The following is a 2,790-nucleotide window of genomic DNA, read 5'->3' as shown; positions in this document are numbered from 1 at the left end:
TCACCGGTAGTCGTCGGCGCCAGCACCGGCATTGCCGCCTATCCCGAACACGGAGAGGACGCCTCGTCGGTGATGTCGGCGGCGGACCTGGCGCTCTACCGGGCCAAGGCGTCGGGCAAGGGCTGCAGCGTCCTGTTCCGGCCAGAATACCTGGTGGCGGAGCAGCGCCGCCGGCGCTTTGAGCGCGAGCTGGAAACCGCGGTGCGCCAGGACCAGTTCATCCTGCACTACCAGCCGCGCTATGACGCCGGTAGCGGCCGCCTGCTAGGCTGTGAGGCGCTGGTGCGCTGGCAGCATCCTGCCCGCGGCCTGCTGCTGCCCGCTGATTTTATTGAGATGCTGGTGAAAAGCCCGCTGTCCGTGACGCTTGGTGAATGGATTATCCGCACCGCACTGGCGCAGGTCCGCCAGTGGCAGGTCCGCTGCCCGGAGCTTCGGGTCAGCGTTAACCTGTTCCCGCGTCAGCTTTCCGGACCCGGGCTGGAAAGCGTGCTGCGCGAGTCGGCGGGCGGCGACGCCGTCTTTGTGGACCTGGAGGTCGATGAGCCGCTGCTGGCGGAGCTCGTTCAGGATGCTCCGGCGCAGTTCGCAGCCATCCGGCTCACGGGGGCTGCATTTGTTATCGATCACTACGGGCGGACGCTGGGCGCCATCAGCCTGCTGCGGCACGGCTTCGTCAGCGGCTTCAAGATTGACAAGTCGCTGACCCTTGAGCTCGGCACCAGCATGCGCGTGCGGATGATGTTCCGGGCCATCGCGGCGCTGGGAAAAAGCCTGGGTCTCAGCGTGGCGGCAGAGGGGGTCGAGGATAAGGCGCAGCGGGCGTTCGTGACGACCGCCCAGTGCGACATCATGCAGGGCAACGGGCTGTGCAGGCCCCTCACGGCGGCGGCGTTTGAGGCGCTGCTTCACGCGGAAGATGACAGCATGACGCTGACGGACGGCTGATGGTACGCGCCCTCAGCGGCCCATCAGCCAGTGCGCCAGCTTATCGAGCAGCAGGAAGGGCAGCGAGCCCAGAAACAGCAGGCCCCGGCCGGCCCTGCGCAGGGCGGTGCCTTCAGAACAACCGGCCTCGCCGCTCCTGCTGAGCGTCAGCCGTTCGTAGTGTGCCAGCTCATAGTTGGTGGCGGGCGCCAGGCTGAGAAGCCCTTTCAGGGCCGCTTCCGGGCTTTCGGCCGTCAGGCTGCTGTCCCACCGGTGGTGCAGGCGGAGACCGGCTACCGTCAGCGGCGGGTCATCCCTCCGTGCCTCAGCGCCGATCCCTGCGCGCAGCCGGCGCTGCCGCGCCTCCTCCAGCGGTGATAAAGGTTCAGACGGATTAAGGCCCTGAAGCTCAACCCGGGTAGCCGCCGGCAGCGTGGCGGCCCATGCGGCAAGCTGCTGCAAAAGCCAGGTGCCGATGCCGCATCCGCGCAGCGGCGGGGCCAGCACCAGGCCACCGGGGAGCCATTGCCACGCGTCCCGGCAGGCCGCGCCGGCCAGGGGTGAACACCGCGCTGACGGTTCCCGGAAGGGCGCCACGCGGCAGGGCAGACAGCAGGTGCCAGGTGAGCCTGAGTGTGCGCCCGGTTCTGGAGCCTGCGAAAGGTGGGTCTTCCCGGGCAGACACCAGCATGCGAAACGGCGCGTCAGGTTGAATGCCGGCGGGTAGCCGGCAAATCGTCAGGACGTGTTCCGTGACGGGTGCAGATTGTGCGGCTGCGGACATGGAGCACCTCCTGATGATATTGAAGGTATCCTGATGCCGTCCGGTGGTGTTGTACAGCTGAGAGTGGACTTAAGGGCTTAATTCAGCGAAATCTGGACCCTGAGAGTTATATTTCTGCACGGGTCAGAATAAAATAAGCAGAACCAGAGAGTTCCTGACATGATTTTTCCAGGGTTGCATTAAGGTAGGCCTGTGCACCCGGCCACGCAGAAGGCCGTCCGTGACGCCAGCAGTTCGCCTCTCAGGACCCATGGTCCGCTTTACACAGCCAGCGTCAGGCCGGCTATGTGAAATACAGCGTTGATCCCGGGACTGAACACCCCGGGAGATTTTTTATATCCTTCCTGCCCGCCATCCCTCCGACTCTGTCTGAAACGCGGGAGACACATTTGTGACGCAGCGCATGCTTCTCCTGACCACAGGGTGCCGGGGGGATATCCGTGCATGCTAAAGTCTGTTCAGGAGCGGGAAAACCATGCCTTCATGCACAGAGGAGACGTCATAATGAAAAACGGTGCCACGCCCTATCGTGAAGCGCTGATACGCCTGAGCGCGCTCCGGATCCGTTACCGGCGGGCAAGCCGCAACCCGGCGGCCGGAATGGTGGACCTCGCGGCGCTGATGTCCGAGCTGGAGGAGGCCGAACAGGACGTGGAGCGATATGAAAAACAGTAAGCATCACAGAAGACCGGGCTAAAGTTTTTCAGCGGATAGCCGATAACATGAAGGTGGTTAATCCGATGGCCACACTCCACGACACGAGTAAGTCTGTTTATCTCATTGATGTTTTCAGGGGCTGACCCGCCCCTGTTTTTTTAACGTCTGTTCAGCCTGCCTGCGCTGTGTCTTCAGTAATGAATATCTTCTCCGTGCCCTGAATTTCCAACCTATCTGACAAAAATTTTTTCTGAACGCTAAGTTCTGCTCTTCTGTGTTGCCTGTACGGCGGACATTACGATCAGCTTCGTGGGAAAGGGTTCAGAATCCGGGCGCTGGCGGTCCCGTACAGGAATTAACTGTGCAGGCAGCGTAATAAAAAAATGGCTTCCGGGAGGAAGCCATCAGCACAATCAGTCGCA

At 62.4% G+C, this 2,790-nt stretch carries 3 protein-coding genes; 2 read left to right on the top strand and 1 reads right to left on the bottom strand.

Features of this window, described 5'->3' with window-relative positions; all coding sequences use genetic code 11:
• A partial coding sequence (locus F3J37_RS27700; protein ID WP_166936819.1) for a GGDEF domain-containing phosphodiesterase occupies positions 1–948 on the top strand: 948 nt, incomplete at its 5' end.
• 12 nt (positions 949–960) lie between these two features.
• Here the strand turns inward: F3J37_RS27700 and F3J37_RS27695 are convergent.
• Positions 961–1,434, bottom strand: coding sequence for a hypothetical protein (locus F3J37_RS27695; protein WP_166936818.1), 474 nt, complete (start codon positions 1,432–1,434; stop codon positions 961–963).
• A gap of 781 nt (positions 1,435–2,215) precedes the next feature.
• Between F3J37_RS27695 and F3J37_RS27690 the strand changes: the two genes are divergently transcribed.
• Positions 2,216–2,386: a hypothetical protein gene (locus tag F3J37_RS27690; protein ID WP_166936816.1), complete on the top strand. Its 171-nt coding sequence runs from the start codon at positions 2,216–2,218 to the stop codon at positions 2,384–2,386.
• Positions 2,387–2,790 lie beyond the last annotated feature (404 nt).

It is taken from the genome of Candidatus Pantoea communis (assembly GCF_011752685.1).
GTDB classification, from domain to species: domain Bacteria; phylum Pseudomonadota; class Gammaproteobacteria; order Enterobacterales; family Enterobacteriaceae; genus Pantoea; species Pantoea communis.
Note: the sequence above shows the minus strand (reverse complement) of the source record. Positions and strands in the feature narration are given on the sequence as shown.

Coding starts and splice junctions, on each gene's coding strand:
- F3J37_RS27690 (WP_166936816.1), top strand. CDS start 2,216: ATGAAAAACGGTGCCACGCCCTATCGTGAAGCGCTGATACGCCTGAGC.